Here is a 20,734-nt window from a genome sequence, read left to right as displayed (position 1 = left end):
AGTCGAGTCGTATTAATTCTCACAGTATTTTACTACTGATCGTGGTTTTTGTGGGTTTTTACGCTTTCGCGAAAGCGAGATTACTCATTTTAAAAATTACTCTACTAAGATACCTATAAGTACATAAATTATGAGGTAATAACTTGCTTGTTAAATTAGGTGTGTATGTGATTTTTGTCGCATCTTTAAGGCAGTCAGGTTCTTAAAGCTGTAAATTATGATACATCTATTGACAAAGAAAGTGAGCAATACCTCTAGAAAGTGGTTATTAACGCTATGTTTAATTGCTGCTTGTGCTAGTTCTATGTATGCGTGTTCTATTTTGTATTATGTAGATAAAGAGACAGGTACCATTTATGCCGTAAATAATGAAGACTTCTGGCTTGATACCGACGCTTATATACAGATAGAAAAGGCGACTTCAAAAAAGCTCGCTAGATTATGGTATGGCTGGGATAATTTTGCTCAGGGAGGTATAAATAGCGCAGGATTGTTTTTTGACGTAGCGGTAACGCCAGAACAAAAAATGCCAGAAGGGTATGGCTGGACAAAAGGTAACATAGGAGATGATTTACTGGCAAACGCAAGTACAGTAGCGGAAGCGCTTGCCTGGATAGAGGAGCAAAAACTCGCCGTGCACCAGAGTCATTTTTTAATAGGTGATGCCACCGGTAATGCAGTTATTGTAGAGTGGATAGACGGCAAGAAACATATCATACCTATGGAGGGCAACACGCTAGTAGCCACAAATTTTTTGATAAATGCTCCAGAAGAAGGCGGCTTCCCTTGCCACAGATATCAATCTATAAACTCACGCGTAGATGAGCTAGAACGCAGTGGTGAAGACATCACCTTAAAATCTGTGGGGCAAACGATGGCTGGAGCAGTGCAACCAGCTGTAGACTGGGGTGAAGGTAGAATGGGAGGGACGCTCTACACTACCTTTTTTGATATTACAGCAATGCAAATGGTTATGGTGCCAAAACTAGATGGAAGTAAAATGATGCGTATAGATCTCAATAAAGAATTTGCACTTAACAAAAAACGAAAAATCGATATGGATTAACTCCATTTAAAATGAAAAACCCGCTAAGAGATTAGCGGGTTTTGTTTTGCTTTCGCGAAAGCGTAATATATAAGGTCTATGAAACAGCAGCTTTAATCTGCTTCATTGCATCATTAATGTTGTCTACACTCGCTGCATAAGATATACGTATACAATCTGGGTTTCCAAATGCTTCACCAGTAACCGTAGCAACATTTGCCGCTTCAAGAAGGTAAAGAGAAAAATCTGTTGCGTTTTCTATTTTTTGACCTCCTAGCGTTTTTCCAAAATAGTTTGAGATATTTGGGAATACATAAAATGCACCTTCTGGCTCGTTACATTTAAAGCCTTCAATGTCATTGAGTAAGTCCAGTATTAACGTACGACGACTTTTAAACTCATCAATCATATATTGTACTTTACTTACTGGAGCCTCAAGAGCGGTAATTACTGCACGTTGTGCAATACAGTTTGTACCACTAGTAATCTGTCCTTGCATCTTGTTACAAGCGCGTGCAATATATTCTGGTCCCCCTATGTAACCTACACGCCATCCCGTCATTGCAAATGCTTTTGAAACACCATTTACAGTTACCGTACGGTCATACATATCTGGAAACTGTGCCATACTTGCGTGATCTCCCACATAATTAATGTGCTCATAAATCTCGTCACTTACTACTATAATTTGAGGGTGCTTTGCAAGTACATCTGCCAGAGCGCGTAGCTCTTCTTTACTATATATCGATCCAGATGGATTACAAGGAGAGCTATACCAAAGCATCTTTGTCTTAGGCGTGATAGCTGCTTCTAGCTGCTCTGGTGTCATTTTAAAATCTGTATCTATTGAGGTTTTTACCTCTACTGGTACACCTTCGGCTATTTTTACAATGTCTGAGTAGCTCACCCAGTAAGGGCAAGGTAATATCACCTCGTCACCTGGGTCAAGGCATACAAGAGCAATATTTGCAAGTGACTGCTTTGCACCTGTAGAAACTACAATTTGTGGTAGGGTGTAATCTAGATTATTATCTCTCTTAAATTTTGTGATAATCGCCTCTTTTAACTCTACATAACCATCTACCGGTGTGTATGAGTTGTAATTATCATTTACTGCTTGAATTGCAGCATCTTTAATAAAGTCTGGAGTATTAAAATCTGGTTCTCCTAGACTAAGACCTATGATGTCTTTTCCTTCTGCTCTTAATTCGCGAGCCTTTGCAGCCATTGCAAGAGTTGCAGAGGTTGCCATATTTGTAACGCGGGTAGATAAATTCTTCATACGAGGCGCATTCTTTATTTAGTTGATAAAAGATTTATTGCAAGGTAACTAAAAACGCCAAATCCTTGTGGGATTTGGCGTTTGATATTTTCTTAAAAATTTAACCAGTTCTATGCAGAAATCGCAGGTTTCATACCCATCTCACGTAAGTGACTAAAGTGAGCGATAAGTGCCTTTCTAGTAGTTTTATACTCGTGGTAAGGTAAATTAAATTCTTGTGCTGTCTCCTTTACAATTTTACTAATCTTAGTATAGTGTACGTGGCTTATGTGAGGAAAGATGTGGTGCTCCACCTGGTGGTTCAATCCTCCAGAAAACCAGTTCATCACCTTATTTTTAGTTGAGAAGTTTACAGTAGTAAATAGCTGGTGTATCGCCCAAGTATTTTTCATAGTTCCAGTCTCATCTGGTAGCGGCATATGTGCATCTTCTACCATATGCGCAAGCTGGAAAATAATACTCAAAATAAGACCCGCCGTATAGTGCATAATAAAGAAGCCTATTAAAATTTTCCACCAAGCAAGATCAATAAATACGAGAGGTATAACAATCCACATCGCGATGTATATCGCTTTTGTAATAAGTAGTGTGCTCCACTGCTTTACAGGGCTCTGTAGTTTTCCGTAAGATAATTTACGCTTCATATAACGTTTCATCTGGAAGAAATCTGTAGTAAGCGCCCAGTTAAAGGTAAGTAGACCATATAAAAACACCGAGTAGTAATGCTGGAACTTATGTGCCCAGTGCCATTTTCCGTGTTTTGAAAATCGTAACACGCGACCAGCTTCCATATCTTCATCGTGACCGTGTATGTTAGTATACGTGTGGTGAAGCACGTTGTGTTGTACTTGCCAGTTATAAACATTACCAGCGAGTATGTAAATACTGCTTCCCATTAATTTGTTTACCCATTTTTTACTAGAAAATGAACCGTGATTACCATCGTGCATCACATTCATCCCTATACCAGCCATACCCACACCCATAACAACGGTAAGGACAATCTGAAGCCAGGTAGGCATATCTAGCGTTAAAAATAAAAAGTAAGGAACTAAGTAAATGGCAAACATAATGATTGCCTTAAGGTACAGTTTCCAGTTACCTGTGCGTTTTATATTATTCTCTTTAAAGTAGTTGTTTACACGTTTATTTAAAGTTCTGAAAAACTTTGCAGAGTCCGTGCGAGAAAATTTTATAGTAGTCTCCATAATGTAATAATTACTCTCATAGCGCTACAATAACTGTTTTATTGTAGTGTTGTCGAGGTTTTTAATTCCGCTTTCGCGAAAAAAAATAATCTTCTTTTAATAGCTTGGTAAAAGTAATGCATAATATAGGCTACATCTATGAACCTGCGTTAAAATAATAGCGGGTATTATGGTACTTTTACACCGTTAATATACTAAATAATGGATATCATATTAAAATATTTTCCAGATCTAACAGATACTCAGATTGAGCAGTTCTCAAAACTGAAAGATTTATATCAAGATTGGAATCTCAAAATCAATGTAGTAAGCCGTAAAGATATAGATGAGATTTACTTACGTCACGTACTGCACTCACTAGGTATAGCAAAAGTTCAAACCTTTAATCCTGGTGCCAGTATAATGGATGTAGGTACGGGAGGAGGCTTTCCTGGAGTACCACTTGCCATACTACATCCAGAAGTAAATTTTCACCTTGTAGATAGTATAGGTAAAAAGATAAAAGTAGTAAACGAGGTGGTAGAGGGCCTAGGTATCACAAATGTAAAAACTACAAACGACCGAGTAGAAAATGTACCTGGTCAGTATGATTTTATTGTGTCTAGAGCGGTAGCTCAAATGGAAACATTTGTAAGATGGGTGCGCGGGCACATTGCAAAAAAATCTAACCACGAACTCAAAAACGGAATTTTATACCTCAAAGGAGGAGACCTCACAGAAGAACTTAAAAAGTATACCACCACTACTATTTATGATCTTCCCACATTCTTTGAAGAAGATTTCTTTGAAACAAAAAAGGTAGTTCACTTACCTATGAAGTATAAAGGATAAGCTAGAAAACAGACCTTTATGTACAAATCCAAATTTCTGATTACACTACGGTAAGAAGAAATTTGGATTTTTTTTTGCCTTGAGGCAACCTTTTTTAAAAACGATGCGTCTTTATAAATAGAAACCCAAACATCAGGTATGAAAGTCATACAATTTAATAACGAGCGACAACTCATAAAAAAAGCCATTAAAGGCAATAGAGGTGCACAGCGCAAACTCTATGATGAGCACTCGCCTAAAATGCTGAGCATCTGTCGTTATTATATAAAAGATGTACATCAAGCCGAAGAAGCTATGTGCAACGGTTTCTTAAAAGTATTTACAAAGCTAGATACCTATGGAGGTAACGGGAGTTTTGAAGGGTGGATACGTAAGATTATGGTACGAGAAAGTATCTCATACCTAAGAGCAATAAAGAAGTTATATTTTTCAGATGATGGTGTGGTAGAAAATAATGATGCTATAAATAACATACAGACAGATCTAGAAGTGGCACATATACAATCACTCATAGACGACCTGCCAGAAGGATATCGAGTCGTATTTGTAATGTATGCAATAGAAGGTTACAAGCATAGAGAGATAGCAAAAGCACTAGGGATTAGTGAGAGCACTTCAAAAAGCCAATTGTTTAAAGCGAGAAAGCAGTTACAAGCAGCGGTAAAAAAAGAATTAATAAATAACGGTAGAGATGAACTTAGAGGATAATTTTAAAGATAAGCTAGAGAGACGCCGTCTCGAGCCTACCGCATCTGCCTGGGATCGTATAGAGGGCAAGCTAGATGCTAGTCAAGGCAAGAAAAAAAGTAAAATAGTTTTATGGATGGGTATCGCGGCCAGCTTTATTGCCGGCGTGTTTATCACAGCACTTATTTACAACACGAGTGTGGTAGATGAACAAACACCTTATGTAGAAAATCAACCAGTAGAGGTGATAGATGAGGTAGCACCAGAACAAATAAGTGATAAGCCTAGTGAAATTTTACTTACAGATGCAACAACAAATAATGTAGAAGTACAAAAATCTGTTACCTCACCCAAGAACAATACTGCTACAAAGAAGAAAAGAACAAATCCTACTAAAAGTAAGTATCGCCCATACAGCAATGCTAATACTATAAACTCGCAAGTAGAAGAAGCTGTAGCCACTTCTATTAGAAAAGAAGGAGAGGTGAAATCTACTGTAAATGCAGTTGTAGATGTAAATCCTGATGAAGTAAAAACAAGCGAAGAGTTACTAGATGATGAGGTAGAAAACCTACTCAAAGCTGCCCAGCAAAATATCAATAAACAACCAGTGTATGCACAGCCACAACGAGTGGTAGATGCAAATGAGTTATTACTAGACGCCGAAGCTGAGGTAGATCCAGACTCCTTTAAAGATAGAATGTTCCGCACGCTCAAAAAAGAGTTTAATAGAGCCGTAGAGGCAGTTGCAAATAAAGATAATTAAGAAAATTCATCAATAACGCGCTATCATCGAGCGCACAAAACACAAACTATTATGAACACAATTTTTAAAATTGCCCTAGCGGCAACAGTGGTAATCTTTGCCCAAAACGTAAATGCGCAAGAAGCGCAACAAGAGGTCTCTCAAAAAATTGTAGACCAAGTATCAACCCTAGAAGCTCGAAAAGAGAAAGTAAAAGAAAACTGGAAAAGCAATCTCAAACAGAGAATCCAGTTTATAAATGCTCAAAGAGAAAAACAAAACATTAGTGCCACCCAGGCAGAACAACAAAAAAAGGATGCCGCACAAGAAGTTGCTCTTAATATAGAAAACGAACTAGCCATTATAGATAATCAAATCGCACTGGTAAAAAGAACCGGACGCATAGATCCTTCAAAACCTACCTCTGTAGAAATAGGTTTTGGTAGTGCAGATGAGAACGGCAACAGAGTATTAGGTATCGCTGTAAATACCAATAAGCCAAAAAAAGTCACATATGATAGACGTACGTATAGCGAGCTTGTATTTGCCTTTGGTCTCAACAACGGTATTGTAGAAAATGGAGCCGACTTTGGCGATGAGTTCTCCATAGGTAAATCGCGCTTTTTTGAACTAGGTTATGCCTGGAAAACGAGAGTATTTCAAAACTCTGGCGCGCTTCACCTCAAGTATGGAGTGTCATTGCAAACTAACAAGCTGTTTACAAAACAAAATGAGCGACTCGTAGTCACAGAGGGTGTCGCTGCTTATGAGGAGTTCCCACAAGAGTTAGACAAGACCCAGTTACGTTTCTCAAACCTAGTGGTGCCTGTGCACCTAGAATTTGGCGGGTGGAAAAAGGAGCAAGAAGAAGACTATGTGCGCTACAGGCTGTCAGGTAAATTTAGAATGGGTATAGGAGGTTATGTAGGTGTGCGACTTGGGACACAACAAAAATTGAAGTATAAAGAAAATGGAGACCGCATCAAGACAAAAGAGAAGCAAGACTTTGGTAGTGATAACTTTGTGTATGGGGTGAGTAGCTACATAAGACTATCGCAAGACCTTAGCCTGTACGGCAAGTATGACTTGAGCACCGCTTTCAGCACAAGTGACTTAGGTGATGTAAATAATGTCTCTCTAGGCTTGCGTTGGGACTGGTAACATATAATGTATAGCTAGCATTCTGTTTTTGTAAAAGTGTTTTATAACGCTTTCGCGAAAGCGGAATTAAGAAAGAAGGTAGCTCAGATATGTAAAATGTCTGGGCTATTTCTATTTATAAGTGATTTGATTTTTTTTATAAACGATGCAATGCGTTATATTGAAAACTGTTGTAATTTGAAGTACTTTTGCAGGCTACCAAAAGTTATTGTAACATAATCACGACAAGCTAGATTTGATATCAAAAGAAACCATAGACAAAGTTTTTGAAACCGCCCGTGTAGAGGAGGTGATAGGTGATTTTGTAAATCTTAAAAAATCTGGATCTAATTTTAAAGGCCTCTCTCCATTTTCTGACGAGCGTACGCCTAGTTTTATGGTGAGTCCTGTGAAGCAAATTTGGAAAGATTTTTCTACAGGTAAAGGAGGTTCGGCGGTTTCATTTTTGATGGAGCACGAGCATTTTAGCTATCCAGAAGCGATAAAATACCTAGCCAAAAAATACAACATTGAGGTAGAAGAAACAGAGCGCACAGACGAGCAAAAGGAAGCTGCAAATGAGCGTGAGAGTATGTATCTCGTGAGTGAGTATGCTCGTGATTACTTCCATAAAACGATGCTCAACTCTGAGCAGGGTAAGGCTATAGGTCTTTCATATTTTAAAGAACGCGGGTTTACTGCAGCGACTATTGAAAAATTTCAGCTAGGGTATAATCCAGATCAATGGGATGCTTTTACGAGTGAGGCAATACGTCAAGGTTACAAACTAGATTACTTAGAAAAGACAGGACTATCCATTGTAAAGGAGGAGAAACAATTTGACCGTTTTAAAGGGCGTGTGATGTTTCCTATACACTCTATGAGTGGTCGTGTACTAGGTTTTGGAGGTAGAATATTAGATAGTAGTAAGAAAGCAGCAAAGTATCTCAACTCGCCAGAGAGTGACATTTACCATAAGAGTAAAGTGCTGTATGGTATTTACTATGCAAAGCAAGCCATTGCAAAGGAGGATAACTGTTACCTAGTAGAAGGGTATACAGATGTGATACAGATGTTTCAGTCGGGTATTGAGAATGTAGTTTCTTCTTCTGGAACGGCACTTACTCCAGAGCAAATACGATTAATAAATAGACTTACTAAAAATATAACGGTTCTTTTTGATGGTGATGCTGCTGGACAGCGCGCAGCACTACGAGGGATTGATTTAATTCTTGAGCAGGGAATGAACGTGAGGGTTTGCTCTTTTCCTGAGGGGGAAGATCCAGACTCATTTTCGCGAAAGCATAGTAAAGAAGAAATCGTTGCTTTTTTTGATGAAAATGCAAAAGACTTTATACAGTACAAAGCAAACCTGCTTGTAGAAGAAGCGGCTGGTGACCCTGTAAAAAAGGCAGATACTGTACGTGATATGGTAGAGAGTATTTCTAAAATACCTGATGCCATAAAGCAAGAAATTTATGTGCAAGAGTGTGCGCGTATAATGGAGGTCTCTGAGACTGTGTTGTATAACACGCTTGCTCAAATACTTAAGAAAGATAAAAAGGAGGCAGCAAAACAAAATAGAGGTAATCAATCTCAACCGCCATCAGAGTATATGTCTGTGGTGCCAGACGAGATGCCTAATGCTGTTGAGAAAGTTAATGTGTTATATGAGCTTGAGCGCAAGCTTATAGAGTCATTACTTTTATACGGGCAGGTAGAAGAAGATTTTGAAGATCTGGTTCTTAAAGAAAATGAAGATGGCTCACTTGGCCTAGTGCCAGAGGTTCATAAACTTAGGGTTTTTGAAAAAATCTATTTAGACCTTCAAGATGATGAGGTGGAGTTTACAAACGACCTTTTTAAGGTTTTGTATGTGAGAATAGTAGAGCAAATGAATCTAAATGATAATTTTCAAATTCAAAACTTTATCAATGAGCTCGCTCCAGAAGAAGCAAGCGAGATTTCTAACATCATTCTTAATGATGAGAAGTATGAGCTACATCGCTGGGATACACGTGAGGTTTATGTGCGTAAAAAAGACACTTCAATAGCTCAGTTTGTATCAGAAACTGTGCTTAGTTTACGTAAATACCTTATCACCCAGAAGATAAAAGAGCTTATGGATAAGACACAAGGAAGCTCTAATAATCAGGAGATTATTAAAGACATTCTTGATTACCAATCGCTCAATACCTTACTAGGTAATAAACTGGGCCGAGTGCTGTCGGTCTAGATATGACTACTCTGCAATAAACGTGCGTGCTTTATAAGCTCTGCCACATTTTGTGCTTCTAGTTTTTTGAGTAATCGCATCTTATAAGTACTTACAGTTTTCTCGTTAATATCTAGGTCTGCGGCAATTTCTTTATTGCGCTTACCATTAGATAAGAGGTTGAGAACTTCTATCTCTCTACTTGAGAGTTTTTTATACTTATATGCTAAACCTTGCGTAGCGTTACCGTCATTTACAAGTCGCTGGCTTAAAGCCTCATTAAGGTATATACCACCTTTTTGAACTTGTGTAATGGCGTTTATAATACGCTCTACATCTGCTGTTTTTGCAACATATCCAGAGGCTCCATATTTGATAGCGCTTAGAGCGTACATCTCCTCGGGATGACAGCTTAAAACGAGTATCTTAATATGGGGAAACTCTCTTTTAATGGCTTTTAAAGCAGTTATACTGTTTAGGTTTGGGATATCGATTTCAAGAATGAGGATATCCACCTCGGTTGTGGTCAAGGTGTTCAGGAGGTTATTTCCGTCTTTTACATAGCCTATGATGTCATATTGACCTTCGGCTTGCAGAATAGAGGAAATACCCTTTCGTGTGATCGGGTGATGATCTGCTATTAGTACTTTGTTCATTAGTTATTGTTTAACAAATAATGAAACAAGAAATTGAGGGGTTTACTTGTTTGTTTGCAGCACTAATGTAAGCTTAATTGATAATTTTATTAACTTTTTTGTTAAAAATTTCGCTAAAATGCTATTTATTTAAGATTAACGGGTATTTCACAGACTGGTATTGGGTTCATTTTGTGAAGATTTGCAGTATTCAATTTTTTATAAAGCTTGAACACTCTGTGTTGTTCGTCTGTCCAATTGTCAGAAGTGCTGTTATCTTCATCTTGTGTCATAGCCCATTCTAATTGATCATATGTAGCTCCTATTTGGTCTTCGTCTGTGCGGTCATCTCCCCATAATCCATCTGTAGGAGCGGCTTTTTGTATACTCTCTGGTACACCTACTTGTGCAGCACACGCATACACTTCAGATTTCATTAAATCTGCAATAGGGCTCAAGTCCACACCTCCATCACCATACTTAGTATAAAAACCTACGCCAAAGTCTTCTACCTTGTTACCTGTACCAGCGACAAGGTATTTGTGTAACCCTGCAAAATAGTACAAAGTACTCATACGCAATCTAGCTCTCGTATTTGCTAGGCTTAGATTAAGTTGCTCGCTCATCTCTACTGCAGGCACAGCCTTTTTCATTTGCTCAAAGGTGTCGGTAAGGTTAACCTCCACGTCAGTAACATTTGCAAATCGTTCCTTAAGTTGCTTTATATGTTCTTTTGCGCGGGTTACTTGGCGCTCATCTTGATGTATGGGCATCTCTACGCAAAGTACTCTCAGTCCAGTTTTTGCACATAATGTTGAGGTAAGTGCACTATCTATACCACCACTTATACCCACTACAAAACCATTCATTCTTGCATTTGTTGCATATTCTTTTAACCAGTTTACAATGTGGTCTACTACTTTTTCAGTTTGCATTTGCGATTATTTTAGAGTGTATAAAATTGGTACTTTTACCTTTGTAAACGCTATATAATACAACTTTTTGTATTACCTGCGTTATGAATTATAAAGATACAAACTCTATGAATAAAATGCTTGTGCTTTTAGTAATGCTAGGGCTAGTAACCGGCTGCGCTGAAATTTCAAAAGAAGAAGCTGCTATAGAAGCTATTGAGTTAGATATGGAGGTGCGTCGCTTTGACCAATTATTTGCAAAGTCTACAATAGATGAGCTAGATAATTTAAAAGGGGAGTTTCCTTATTTGTTCTCAAAAAAGTATCCAGATGAGTACTGGGCGCAGCGCTTTAAAGATACCATCCAGCTAGAAATTAATGAAGAGCTGGCAAAAGCTTATCCAGATTTTAATCAGGAAGAGGAGCAGTTAGAAAATCTATTTCGTCATATAGTTTATTACTTCCCAGAGACTACTGTGCCTAAGGTGGTAACGCTAGCCTCTGAGGTAGATTATAGAAATAAAGTTGTTCTAGCAGATAGTCTTCTTCTTATAGGTCTAGATACTTACCTAGGTACAGAGCACCATTTTTATATAGGGATACCTAAATTTCAAAGTAAAAACTTTAGAAAAGAGCAAATAGCAGTAGATGTTGCCGCAGCGTTTGCAAATCAAAAAGTAAGTAAGCCCCGTACCCAAGATTTTCTTTCAGAAATGATTTATGAGGGTAAGAAATTGTATTTAATGAAAACCTTATTAGGAGAAACCCCGCTCAAAGAGGTCTTTGGGTATACAGAAAGTGAGCTTACTTTTGCACAAGAAAACGAGATGAATATCTGGGAGTTCTTTATTAAAAATGAACTGCTTTATGACACAGATAAAAAATTGCTTAGTCGTTTTATAGATCCCGCTCCTTTCTCAAAGTTTTATCTATCCTTTGATAATGAAACACCTGGGCGCATAGGGAGATTTATAGGTTATGAGATTGTTGCGTCATATATGTCTAAAAATGATATATCGCTTAAAGCGCTATTGAATCAAGATGCAACAACTATCTTTGCAAACGCAAAATATAAACCCTAAGAAATGGCGAAAAATATAAAATCTGATATAAAAATTTCTATTGAGCTTGATGAAAATCGTGTGCCAGAAAAAATGGCGTGGACAGCTCGTGATGGAGGAGTGGCAAATGAGGAGGCAAAAGCGATGCTACTCTCTCTGTGGGATCCTAACCAGAAAGAAACTGTACGTATAGATTTATGGACCAAGGATATGCCAGTAGATGAGATGCAGCAGTTTTTCCATCAAGTGCTTGTAGGGATGACAGACTCTTTTAAACGTGCTACAAATGATGAGAAAATGGCAGATACGATGAAAGATTTTACAGATTACTTTGCAGAGCACCTTAACTTAAAGGAGAAGTAAAAGATATGAGTTTGCTATTTATATACAATGCAAACTCTGGCGCCATAAATGGTATTCTAGATACGGCTCATAAGCTGGTGAGTCCAGAAACTTACCAGTGTGAGCTTTGTGATCTTACCCACGGAGCTTTTACAGAAAAGAAAGTGTGGTTACGCTTTCGCGAAAGCGTAAAAACCCCAATGCAGTTTTTGCATAAAGATGAGTTCTTAAGGCGCTACAGGTCTAAGTGGTTGCCGCAGTACGATTTTCCTGTGGTACTAGCCGCTACAGATGGTGGTCTAGAAGTTGCTATCTCAAAAGCGCGACTTACTGAGTTGCAAACGCCCGAAGCTTTAATAGAAGAAGTGCAAGAGGTATTGCGTCTTTTTAATTTTTGAGATTGCTGTTTATCTCCTCAATGTAATTTAAAATTTCATCTTGCCCGGTACCATCGCTTGAGCTACTCACAAAGTAGTTAGGAAACTCCCACCATACACCCTCAAGCATAATGCGTTTGTACTCTTCTATATTGCGTTCTAGGGCTTGTGGTCGCAGCTTGTCTGCCTTAGTAAATATGATAGAAAAAGGGATTTCCTTCTCACCCATATACTCCATAAACTCCATATCTATTTTTTGAGGCTCGTGGCGGCAATCTACCAGCACAAATGCAGAGATCATTTGCTCGCGTTGCTCAAAATAGTCGGTGATAAATTTTTGAAAATACTTCTTATCTTTTTTTGATACTCGAGCATAACCATAACCAGGTAAATCTACTAGGTGCCAGTTTTCGTTTATTAAAAAGTGATTAATAAGCTGCGTTTTTCCAGGTCTTCCAGAGGTTTTGGCAAGACTCTTACGGTTAGTAAGCATATTTATAAGTGAAGACTTGCCTACATTAGAGCGGCCTATAAAGGCATATTCTGGTATGCGCGTGTTGGGGCATTTTGATACCTCAGAATTACTTACTACAAATGTGGCAGACTTTATTTTCATAATGCAAAAGTAACAATGTAATCCCTCATTAAAGAATTACAATACAATAAAGTGCAAAGCGATTACCGTGTGGAGGTAATTGCAAATAGCTGAGAGTATAAATTTAAACTGTTTAGACTTTAGAGTAGGTTATTAAAAGCCTCTTTCTTTGAGCCACTTAAGTAGTATGTCGTTAAACTCGTTAGGCTTTTCCATCATTGCTGCGTGACCACACTCATCTATCCAAAAAAGATCTGAATCTGGAAGGAGTTTATTAAAATCCTCTGCAACTTCTGGTGGAGTCACACCATCTTGCTTACCCCAGATGATACACGTAGGTGTTTTCATCTCTGGAAGATCTTGCGCCATATTGTGTCGTATCGCACTTTTTGCAATCGCAAGTGTTTTGAGAAGCTTGTTACGATCATTTACGGTGTCATAAACTTCATCTACAATCTCTTTTGTAGCACACTCTGGGTTATAAAAAACACCCTGAGCCTTCTGTTTAATGTACTCATAGTCGCCACGCTTAGGGTAGCTTTCTCCCATTGCGCTTTCATAAAGACCAGAGCTTCCTGTGATAACCAGTGCTTTTACGGTCTCTGGAGCCATCTTTGTATGATAAAGGCCCACGTGACCTCCCATAGAATTTCCTAATAATATTACTTCTTTATACCCTTTCATTTTTATAAAATCGTTCAGGTATGAAGCAAAAGATTTTACTCCAGTCTTAAGAAGTGGCATTGTATAAACTGGTAGCTCAGGAATGACCACCTTATACCCATTTTCCGAAAAATGAGAAGTCACCGCATCAAAGTTGCTTAAGCCACCCATTAACCCGTGTAAGATAATAATTGGTGTGCCTTCGCCTTTCTCTAGATAGGTAAAATCTCCTTCAGTAATTAAGTCGTGTGTCATAAATGTGGTTAGTCTTCAATCCAAGCAAATATAGCTATTTCGGTTTTGATTGGTTACCATTTTTTGACTTTGCTTCATAGGGTTTATATCCTGTTATATAGTGTTCATTATGAGAGTTTTTAGTGCGCTTTCGCGAAAGCGTGCCTCAACATATCTAAGATTTTTTTTTAGTAAAAGACCTCAATTTAAAGTAATGAACCATTGTTAACAAGTATAGGGTGGTGGTACAACTTATCAACAAAGTGGTAGAATGTGGTAAAAAGTGGTAATATTTGCGCTATATTTGAGTTAATAGATAAAAACTAACCCATCTCGAGTGATTAATCTCATTGGAACATACGAATGTAAAATAGACGCCAAAGGCCGCCTTATGCTGCCTCAAGCGTTTAAAAAGCAGCTGGCACCTATCCTTCAGGATGGTTTTGTGCTTAAGCGTGCTGTGTTTCAAAAGTGTCTTGAGTTGTACCCCATTGCAGAGTGGAATGTGCTAAGCGCAAAAGTGAATAAGCTTAATCGTTTTAATAAAAAGAACGATGAGTTTATACGTCGTTTTAATGCAGGTGTAAAGCCTGTAGAGGTAGATGGTACGGGGAGAATTCTTGTGTCTAAGGATTTGGGAAGTTTTGCAAAGCTTGAGAAGTCTATCGTGGTAAATGCCGCGTTTAATATTCTTGAGATTTGGGATAAAGATTTATATGAAAAAGCCATTGACGAGGCGGCAGTAGACTTTGCAGATCTAGCCGAGGAGGTAATGGGAGATAGCGATATACCAGATGGATTATCATAACCCAGTTTTATTAAAAGAGACCGTAGATGGTCTTGACATAAAGCCAGATGGTGTTTATGTAGATGTCACATTTGGCGGTGGAGGTCACTCTAGAGAGATTTTGAGCAGGCTAGGTGAGAATGGTAAGTTGTATGGTTTTGATCAAGATCCAGATGCAGCGCAAAATGTGCCAGATGATAGCAGATTTGTGCTCATACCAGAAAACTTTAGGTTCATAAAGCGCTTCTTGCGTTTTCACGGTCATAAAAAGGTTGATGGGATTCTGGGAGATTTTGGTGTGAGTTCACATCAGTTTGATGTTGCAGAGCGAGGTTTTTCTACCCGTTTTGAAAGTGATCTTGATATGCGTATGAACCAGAAGGATGATCTCTCTGCTTATAACGTAGTTAATGATTATGCAGAGGAGGACCTAAGGCAAGTGTTCTGGCAGTATGGAGAGTTGCGCAATGCACCTAAGCTTGCTAGTGCAATTGTTGTAGCAAGAGGTAATGCGCCTATAAAAACAAGCGAGCAACTTAAAAAAGTGCTTGCGGCCTTTTTACCAAAACATAGAGAGCATAAAATACTCGCACAGATTTATCAAGCAATACGCATAGAGGTAAATCAAGAAATAGAGGTTCTTAAAGAATTTTTGCTCCAGACGGAGCAGCTGCTTGAGCCAGGTGGGAGAATAAGTCTTATAAGTTATCACTCTCTTGAAGATAGACTGGTAAAGCGTTACATACGTAATGGTCTTTTTGAAGGAGAGCCAGAAAAAGATATGTACGGCAATTTTGAAGTGCCGTTTAAAAAAGTAGGCCGATTAATTGTGCCTAGCAAAGAAGAAATAAAGAGTAATAACAGAGCTCGTAGTGCAAAGCTTAGAATAGCTGCAAAAGTATAGTGTGTTTATGAGTAAAGTAAATGACATACTTAAGGGTAAGTTTCTTGTAGATGAAGATGCTTTTAAGAACTGGAGAATGATCATTTTTTTATCTGTACTGGCGCTTATTATGATTGCTAGTTCGCATAGGGCAGATGAGAAAGTACACGAGATAGCAGATCTTAAAGATGAGGTTGCAGAGTTGCGCAGTGAGGCTGTAGATTCTAGAGTAAATCTCTGGAAATTAAAAACAAGTAGTAGTGTCGCAAAGGCGCTTGAGGCAAGAGGGGTAAAACCATCTAATGTACCTCCAAAAAAAATTAAAGTAAAAATAGAAGAAAGAGATTAAAAGTGGCTACATCAGAAAAGAACATATTAAACCGCCTTTATTTCGTCGCTGGATGTATGTTTCTTCTAGCGCTTATTATTGCATATAAACTTGTAGCGATACAGGTATTTCAAGGTGCGGCATATCGAGAGCTTGCTGTTACTAGTACCGAGAAGATGGTTACCATACCAGCTACGCGTGGTAATCTTTATGCAGAGGATGGTAGTCTACTTGCTACGTCTCAAATTAAGTACGATATACGCTGGGATGCACTCGCACCGTCTAAGGATAACTTTAATGAAAACATTGTAGCGCTTTCTAAAGGACTCTCTGAGGTGCTTGGTAAGCCTCAGTCATATTATGAAAACAGACTGCGCAAAGCACGTAGCACAAAAAACCGCTATTTATTTATTGCCCGTAAACTAGGTTATGCAGATTATGTAAAAATCAAGTCGTTGCCATTGTTTAATAAAGGCCAGTTTAGAGGAGGGATCATTGTAGAAGAGCATACAGAGCGTGAGCATCCATTAGAAAAAATGGCAGAGCGCACAGTAGGATACGAGCGTCAGGATGATAGTGGGTATTATACGCGCGTAGGCCTAGAAGGAGCTTATGGTTATTATCTAAGAGGTAAAGAAGGACGCCGTCTTAAGCAAAAGATTGCAAAAGGCGAGTGGAAACCTTTAGGGATAGGTAATGTAGTAGAGCCTCGCGATGGGTATGATGTCATTTCTACCATAGATGTAAATATTCAAGACGTTGCTCACAATGCCTTACTTACGAGTCTCGAAAAATACCAGGCAGATCACGGTTGTGTGGTAGTTATGGAAACTAAGACTGGCGAGATTAAAGCAATCTCAAATTTAGGTCGTACTAAAGAAGGAAAATATTACGAGCGTCTCAACTATGCGGTAGGAGAGGCACACGAGCCTGGGTCTACTTTTAAATTGATGTCTATGGTAGCTGCACTAGAAGACAAGGTGATTGACTCAAGTACGGTGTTTGATACAGAAAATGGACGAGTAAAATTTTATGACCGTACAGCTATAGATTCTAAGCGTGGTGGTTATGGTAAAATCACTGCGGCAAAAGCGTTTGAGTTGAGTAGTAATACCGCTTTCGCGAAAATGATAAACGATAACTATGCCTCAGATCCAGAAAAGTTTGTAAAACGACTTTTTAATATGGGTCTCAACGATCAGTTAGGGCTAGAGATAAAAGGAGAAGGAAAACCTAATTTTCCGTACCCAGGAGATAAAAACTGGTATGGAACTACGCTGCCTTGGATGGCCTTTGGTTATGGCGTAGAGCTTACTCCATTACAAACACTCACATTTTATAATGCCATTGCAAATGATGGTGAGATGGTAAAACCTCGTTTTATCAAAGAGGTAAAGGAGTGGGATCAAACTATAGAGACTTTTGATAAAGAGGTAATAAACTCACGCATCGCATCTCAAGAAACAATTAACGTTGTTAAGGAGATGATGAAGAAAACTGTAGAGCGTGGTACAGCAAGAAATATCTACAGCAAGGAATTCTCTATGGCTGGCAAGACGGGTACTTGTCAAACAGAATACTGGATAGAAGCGGGCAGGTATATATCATCTTTTGCAGGATACTTTCCTGCAGATGAGCCTAAGTACTCGTGCATTGTTGTGGTAAACAAGCCTAAAAAATCTATAGGGTTTTATGGCAATGTGGTTGCTGCTCCGGTGTTTAAAGAGATTGCTCAAAAAATATATTCAGATACGCCAGTGGTAGACGAAATAGCACTGCCGGCAGATAATGCTTCTAATATTACGAATGACTTTCAGAAGTATTATGCAAGCGTAAATAAGAGCCATAAGACAATCCCAAATGTAAAAGGTATGCCAGGTATGGATGCTGTAGCATTGCTAGAAAACTTAGGATTAAAAGTAAACTTTCGCGGAAGCGGAAAAGTAAAAAGCCAGTCTATTAAGGCTGGTGATAAGATAGAAAAGAACAAAACCATTACGCTGCAATTATCGTGATTTTACTTAAAGACATATTATATAGAGTAACCCTGGAGTCTGTAGTGGGTAATACTGCTATTGCTATCACAGATGTACATTTCGACTCGCGTAAAGCGTCTCTTAATGATGTGTTTGTGGCAATACGTGGGACCCAGAGTGACGGTCACGATTATATAGAAAAGGCAGTTGCTCAGGGAGCACTAGCGATTATTTGTGAGGAGATGCCGCAGCAAGTTGTAAATGGTATCACTTACGTGAAAGTAGCAGACACCTCTAGTGCCCTCGCTACAATAGCAAGTAATTACTACGGAAACCCATCTGCAAATCTGAAGCTTATAGGGATTACTGGTACTAATGGTAAGACTACTATCGCCAGCCTGTTATATCAACTTTTTAAGAAGGCTGGGTATAAGACTGGGTTATTATCTACTGTGAAGATTATGGTAGATGCAACAGAGCATAAGGCAACGCATACTACACCAGATAGTCTTACTATTAATAAGTATCTCGCAGAGATGAGTGCTGCCGGGGTTGAGTATTGTTTTATGGAGGTGAGCTCTCACGGTATTCATCAAAAGCGCACAGAAGGTTTACATTTTGAGGGAGGGATTTTTACAAATTTATCTCACGACCATCTGGACTATCACGAGACATTTGCAGAGTACAGAGATGTTAAGAAAAAGTTTTTTGATGAGTTGCCTAAAACGGCTTTTGCGCTTATAAATAACGATGATAAAAATGGACCTGTTATGGTTCAGAATACAAAGGCAAAGAAAGTAACCTACGCTTTAAAATCATATGCAGATTATAGAGCGCAAATTCTAGAAAATCAATTATCTGGATTATTACTTAAAATTCAAGATCAAGAAGTTTGGGTAAAGCTTATTGGTTCTTTTAACGCATATAACCTCTTAGCCATTTTTGCAACAGCAAAACTTTTGGGACTAGATCAAATGGAAGCATTACAGCTTTTAAGTGAGCTAGAGAGTGTGTCTGGACGTTTTCAATATTTTATTTCTGAGGGTAATGTGACTGCAATAGTAGATTATGCACATACGCCAGATGCCCTTAAAAATGTACTAGAAACTATAAATGACATTCGTACTAAAAATGAAGAGCTTATTACGGTTGTAGGAGCTGGAGGTGATCGTGATACTACAAAGCGACCTAAAATGGGCAACATCGCTAGCGCACTTAGTACAAAGGCTATTATCACAAGTGATAACCCAAGGTCAGAAAATCCAGAGGCTATTATTGAGCAAATAGAAGCAGGGGTAGAGCCTATACATTACAAAAGAATTCTGTCTATTACTGATAGAAAACAAGCTATCAAAACTGCTTGTCAACTGGCAAATGCGGGAGACATAATATTAATAGCAGGTAAAGGTCACGAGACTTATCAAGAGATAAATGGAGAGCGTTTTGATTTTGATGATTATAAAATAGTACAAGAAACTCTTAAACAACTTAACAAGTAATGCTGTATCATCTTTTTCAATGGTTAGACGAAGCTTATAACTTGCCAGGTGCAGGCTTGTTTCAGTTTAGTACGTTTAGAGCAGCGCTTGCGGTGTTGCTTTCATTAATACTATCTACGGTATATGGAGAGCGTGTGATTAAGTTTTTGCAACGCAAGCAGATGGGTGAGCAAATACGAGATCTAGGCCTAGAAGGACAAGCAGAAAAAGCAGGTACACCTACTATGGGGGGACTCATAATTATAGGTGCTACGCTAATACCTGTGCTGCTCCTAGGTGACTTGCAAAATATCTATATCATTCTTTTAATAGTAACCACTGTGTGGATGGGAATCATAGGTTTCCTAGATGACTATAAAAAGAAAATGCAAAAAAATAAAGACGGTCTAGCTGGTAAGTATAAAGTTATTGGCCAGGTTGGGCTGGGTATCATTGTGGGGGCAACAATGTTCTTTCATAGTGACATTACCATACGTGAAGAAATCAAGCAAACAGCAGGAACAGAGCAGGTAGAAATCACTACACTTAGAGGTAATGATAAGTTTGATGTAGCACATAAGAGTCTCAAGACTACTATTCCTTTTGTAAAGTATAACGAGATAGATTACAGCACGATACTTACTAGTATCAATGAAGACTGGAAAGACTATGCGTGGATCATATTTATCCCGATCGTGATTTTTATAATAACTGCAGTGTCTAACGGAGCAAATCTTACAGATGGTATAGATGGTCTCGCGGCGGGTACGAGTGCTATTATAGTGCTCACGCTAGGCATATTTGCCTTTATATCTGGTAACATCATCTTTAGTGATTATCTCAATGTGATGTATATCCCAGGTACGGGAGAGATGCTCATTTTTATAGCAGCATTTGTGGGTTCTCTCATTGGCTTCTTATGGTATAATGCTTATCCAGCACAAGTGTTTATGGGTGATACAGGTAGTCTCACTATAGGTGGTATTATAGCGGTACTTGCCATTGCTACTAGAAAAGAATGGCTCATTCCTATTTTATGCGGGATTTTCTTAATGGAGAATCTCTCTGTGGTAATGCAAGTTGGATATTTTAAATACACAAAAAAGAAATATGGAGAAGGTAAGCGCATCTTCTTGATGTCACCATTACACCATCATTATCAAAAGAAAGGCATACACGAGAGTAAGATAGTTTCTCGCTTTTGGATTGTGGGGATATTGCTTGCGGTACTTTCTATTATAACATTAAAAATTAGATAATCACGCTTTCGCGAAAGCGAAGTCAACACTAAACCTGCCAAAGTTAGAG

The 20,734-nt window shown here is 38.5% G+C and carries 21 protein-coding genes; 15 read left to right on the top strand and 6 right to left on the bottom strand.

Features of this window, described 5'->3' with window-relative positions; all coding sequences use genetic code 11:
- The first annotated feature begins 217 nt into the window (after positions 1 to 217).
- On the top strand, positions 218 to 1,066 hold the full coding sequence (locus tag ABVM49_RS01305) for a carcinine hydrolase/isopenicillin-N N-acyltransferase family protein (RefSeq protein ID WP_405202712.1): 849 nt from the start codon (positions 218 to 220) through the stop codon (positions 1,064 to 1,066).
- A 76-nt stretch (positions 1,067 to 1,142) separates the two neighbouring features.
- Here ABVM49_RS01305 and ABVM49_RS01300 read toward each other — a convergent pair whose 3' ends face one another.
- On the bottom strand, positions 1,143 to 2,327 hold the full coding sequence (locus ABVM49_RS01300; RefSeq protein ID WP_405202711.1) for a pyridoxal phosphate-dependent aminotransferase: 1,185 nt from the start codon (positions 2,325 to 2,327) through the stop codon (positions 1,143 to 1,145).
- A 110-nt stretch (positions 2,328 to 2,437) separates the two neighbouring features.
- Positions 2,438 to 3,535, bottom strand: coding sequence for a fatty acid desaturase family protein (locus tag ABVM49_RS01295; protein WP_380033476.1), 1,098 nt, complete (start codon positions 3,533 to 3,535; stop codon positions 2,438 to 2,440).
- 201 nt (positions 3,536 to 3,736) lie between these two features.
- Here ABVM49_RS01295 and rsmG point away from each other — a divergent pair, with 201 nt between their 5' ends.
- From rsmG to dnaG, 5 genes are all read left to right on the top strand, one after another.
- Entirely contained in the window at positions 3,737 to 4,366 is a 630-nt protein-coding gene (gene rsmG / locus ABVM49_RS01290) for a 16S rRNA (guanine(527)-N(7))-methyltransferase RsmG (RefSeq protein WP_038599649.1), read from the top strand.
- Positions 4,367 to 4,504: 138 nt separating this feature from the next.
- A complete protein-coding gene (locus tag ABVM49_RS01285; protein WP_405202710.1) occupies positions 4,505 to 5,074 on the top strand; it encodes an RNA polymerase sigma factor in 570 nt (189 codons plus the stop codon).
- Entirely contained in the window at positions 5,058 to 5,819 is a 762-nt protein-coding gene (locus ABVM49_RS01280; protein ID WP_405202708.1) for a hypothetical protein, read from the top strand. The genes ABVM49_RS01285 and ABVM49_RS01280 overlap by 17 nt, the downstream gene beginning before the upstream one ends.
- 51 nt (positions 5,820 to 5,870) lie before the next feature.
- Positions 5,871 to 6,959 carry a hypothetical protein gene (locus ABVM49_RS01275; protein WP_405202707.1) on the top strand — a complete coding sequence of 363 codons (1,089 nt, stop codon included), beginning with the start codon at positions 5,871 to 5,873 and terminating at the stop codon, positions 6,957 to 6,959.
- 235 nt (positions 6,960 to 7,194) lie between these two features.
- Positions 7,195 to 9,174, top strand: coding sequence for a DNA primase (dnaG, locus tag ABVM49_RS01270; protein ID WP_405202706.1), 1,980 nt, complete (start codon positions 7,195 to 7,197; stop codon positions 9,172 to 9,174).
- On the opposite strand, the gene ABVM49_RS01265 is transcribed toward dnaG, so the two are convergent.
- On the bottom strand, positions 9,171 to 9,809 hold the full coding sequence (locus ABVM49_RS01265; protein ID WP_038599666.1) for a response regulator transcription factor: 639 nt from the start codon (positions 9,807 to 9,809) through the stop codon (positions 9,171 to 9,173). The genes dnaG and ABVM49_RS01265 overlap by 4 nt on opposite strands.
- 125 nt (positions 9,810 to 9,934) lie before the next feature.
- Positions 9,935 to 10,723, bottom strand: a complete 789-nt coding sequence (nadE, locus tag ABVM49_RS01260; RefSeq protein ID WP_405202704.1) for an NAD(+) synthase — start codon at positions 10,721 to 10,723, stop codon at positions 9,935 to 9,937.
- Positions 10,724 to 10,806: 83 nt separating this feature from the next.
- Between nadE and gldB the strand changes: the two genes are divergently transcribed.
- From gldB to ABVM49_RS01245, 3 genes are read left to right on the top strand one after another with little or no spacing between them, the layout of a single operon-like run.
- Entirely contained in the window at positions 10,807 to 11,784 is a 978-nt protein-coding gene (gldB, locus tag ABVM49_RS01255) for a gliding motility lipoprotein GldB (protein ID WP_405202702.1), read from the top strand.
- 3 nt (positions 11,785 to 11,787) lie between these two features.
- Positions 11,788 to 12,126 carry a gliding motility protein GldC gene (gldC, locus tag ABVM49_RS01250; protein WP_035327624.1) on the top strand — a complete coding sequence of 113 codons (339 nt, stop codon included), beginning with the start codon at positions 11,788 to 11,790 and terminating at the stop codon, positions 12,124 to 12,126.
- Between the two features lie 5 nt (positions 12,127 to 12,131).
- Positions 12,132 to 12,503 (top strand): GTPase, encoded by a 372-nt coding sequence (locus ABVM49_RS01245; protein WP_405202700.1) that lies wholly within the window; start codon positions 12,132 to 12,134, stop codon positions 12,501 to 12,503.
- Here the strand turns inward: ABVM49_RS01245 and yihA are convergent.
- Complete coding sequence (yihA, locus tag ABVM49_RS01240) at positions 12,493 to 13,098, bottom strand: ribosome biogenesis GTP-binding protein YihA/YsxC (RefSeq protein WP_038599672.1); 606 nt, start codon at positions 13,096 to 13,098, stop codon at positions 12,493 to 12,495. The two genes, ABVM49_RS01245 and yihA, sit on opposite strands and share 11 nt — an antisense overlap.
- 132 nt (positions 13,099 to 13,230) lie before the next feature.
- Positions 13,231 to 13,995 (bottom strand): alpha/beta fold hydrolase, encoded by a 765-nt coding sequence (locus ABVM49_RS01235; protein WP_380033459.1) that lies wholly within the window; start codon positions 13,993 to 13,995, stop codon positions 13,231 to 13,233.
- A 316-nt stretch (positions 13,996 to 14,311) separates the two neighbouring features.
- Here ABVM49_RS01235 and mraZ point away from each other — a divergent pair, with 316 nt between their 5' ends.
- From mraZ to mraY, 6 genes are read left to right on the top strand one after another with little or no spacing between them, the layout of a single operon-like run.
- The gene (gene mraZ / locus ABVM49_RS01230) at positions 14,312 to 14,782 is read left to right on the top strand and encodes a division/cell wall cluster transcriptional repressor MraZ (protein ID WP_038601257.1); all 471 of its coding nucleotides are present in this window, start codon (positions 14,312 to 14,314) and stop codon (positions 14,780 to 14,782) included.
- On the top strand, positions 14,769 to 15,665 hold the full coding sequence (gene rsmH / locus ABVM49_RS01225; protein WP_038599677.1) for a 16S rRNA (cytosine(1402)-N(4))-methyltransferase RsmH: 897 nt from the start codon (positions 14,769 to 14,771) through the stop codon (positions 15,663 to 15,665). Before mraZ ends, rsmH begins: the two co-directional genes overlap by 14 nt.
- A 7-nt stretch (positions 15,666 to 15,672) precedes the next feature.
- On the top strand, positions 15,673 to 15,993 hold the full coding sequence (locus tag ABVM49_RS01220; RefSeq protein WP_038599681.1) for an FtsL-like putative cell division protein: 321 nt from the start codon (positions 15,673 to 15,675) through the stop codon (positions 15,991 to 15,993).
- Between the two features lie 2 nt (positions 15,994 to 15,995).
- Positions 15,996 to 17,987: a penicillin-binding protein gene (locus ABVM49_RS01215; protein WP_405202698.1), complete on the top strand. Its 1,992-nt coding sequence runs from the start codon at positions 15,996 to 15,998 to the stop codon at positions 17,985 to 17,987.
- Positions 17,984 to 19,447: a UDP-N-acetylmuramoyl-L-alanyl-D-glutamate--2,6-diaminopimelate ligase gene (locus ABVM49_RS01210; protein WP_405202697.1), complete on the top strand. Its 1,464-nt coding sequence runs from the start codon at positions 17,984 to 17,986 to the stop codon at positions 19,445 to 19,447. The genes ABVM49_RS01215 and ABVM49_RS01210 overlap by 4 nt, the downstream gene beginning before the upstream one ends.
- Complete coding sequence (gene mraY, locus ABVM49_RS01205; protein WP_405202696.1) at positions 19,447 to 20,685, top strand: phospho-N-acetylmuramoyl-pentapeptide-transferase; 1,239 nt, start codon at positions 19,447 to 19,449, stop codon at positions 20,683 to 20,685. Before ABVM49_RS01210 ends, mraY begins: the two co-directional genes overlap by 1 nt.
- The last annotated feature ends 49 nt before the right edge of the window (positions 20,686 to 20,734 follow it).

The organism is Dokdonia sp. LLG6352-1 (genome assembly GCF_045055815.1).
Taxonomy (GTDB): Bacteria; Bacteroidota; Bacteroidia; order Flavobacteriales; family Flavobacteriaceae; genus Dokdonia; species Dokdonia donghaensis.
Note: the sequence above shows the minus strand (reverse complement) of the source record. Positions and strands in the feature narration are given on the sequence as shown.